Consider the following 1,508-nt stretch of genomic DNA (forward strand, 5'->3'; position numbering starts at 1 on the left):
GTATCAAAAAACATATGCACAGCCGTGACGCTGCCCACACGGGCCCCTTCCAGCATGACGGCGGCACCGGTTTTCAAGCCCTGTGGACCTCCGGGCAAGCGCATTTGATAGGCCACGGCATTTTCGACCGGCGCATTTTCAGCCGCAGCAGCACTGGCATAAAGGGGAAATTGCGCATTATTGTCCACGCTGCTGCCGGTTTTGGGGGTGGAAAAACTGATGGCCCCGCTGATTAATGCCGGAATGGCAGGTATATGCACGCCGGGGTGCTCGCCAAACAGACTGACAGCGATGTTACCTGAACTCCAGAAACGGCTGCGCGCATTGACCAGATGCTGGTTTGTTTCGGGAATAAAGGCATAAATATCGAACCCTTCCCCATTTTTTTGCAAGGTTTCGCCGCGAATTTCACCGACCTGTTCGCCCCGGAACAAAATGGGTGCTCCACGAGAAATATTGCCTTTTTCCGGGGCGTGCAAAATGAGGGTGATACCTTTGGATTCGCTTTTCAGTACAGGTTCTTCATCCAGTCCGATGACATGATGGCGTGTGGGGCCACTATGCGGGTCAATACCTATATAGGGTCCGGCAATAATGGATTTGAGGGAGCTGAGGTCGGAAAAACTGACTTTTTCACCGGCAACCCAGTAGCGTGTACCTTTGCCCAGATGATGCGCCATGTAATTATCAAAACGCATGGAAACTGAAATTTCTCCAAGGGATTTTGACAGCTTGACAGCGGTAACATGTCCAACCGTAACGCCCCTATATTTCACTACGGTATGGTTAGCTTTGATGCCACCCATAGTCGGAAATTGCACGGTCACTGTCGGACCCTGTTCCATATAGCTGCGTAAAGCCAGCCAGGCGACAATGGCAAGGGCCGCGACAGGCACGGCCCAGATCAGACCGGGCCAGCGGGAGCGTCGAATTTTTGCAGTTGGCAAAGGATTATTCATGAGGTTCCATTAGATAAGCGGCCCAGAGTGCGCGGGGATCAAAGAATTCTGTCGCTATCATGGTCAGGACGACTACCGCGAGAAAGGCGGGAAGTGCATCGCCCACATAAACCGCCAGTAATCCGGATAAGTGCATCAAGGGCAGAAAAACGGTAACGGTAAATACATCGACATGTGACCAGCGGCCAATGGTTTTTATCAGACGATAGATGGCGGTTTTCAATCTGAGCTGTTTGACCGAGTGGGTCCGTACGGAAATAAAAAACCAGCTCAAAGAAAAAAGCTTCAAAAAAGGAATCACAATGCTGGCCATAAAAATGATGGCGGCAAAAAGCAGGAAGTGCGCATCAATCAGTTTCATGACGCCGGTCATAATCGTATAGCCCTCCATTTTTCCTATTTGATAGTTATATTCCATAGGATAAAGATAGGCGAAGGGATAACAAAAAAATCCTGCCAGGGTAAATGCCATGGTCCGCATGGTGGAGTAGGGTTTATAATGCCAGACCCTGGCTGCGCAGCGTGGGCAGGCTTGTCCTTCCTGATGGG

General features: G+C 50.6%; 2 protein-coding genes. Both read right to left on the reverse strand.

Annotated elements, in window-relative coordinates:
• On the reverse strand, positions 1-959 hold a 959-nt coding region (locus tag AC2VLY_RS14410; RefSeq protein ID WP_486892232.1), incomplete at its 3' end, for a PqiB family protein.
• The coding region (locus tag AC2VLY_RS14415; RefSeq protein WP_486922519.1) for a paraquat-inducible protein A at positions 952-1,508 on the reverse strand (557 nt) is incomplete at its 5' end. The genes AC2VLY_RS14415 and AC2VLY_RS14410, both read right to left, overlap by 8 nt.

The sequence above is a fragment of the Acidithiobacillus sp. TH-A36 genome (genome assembly GCF_057473445.1).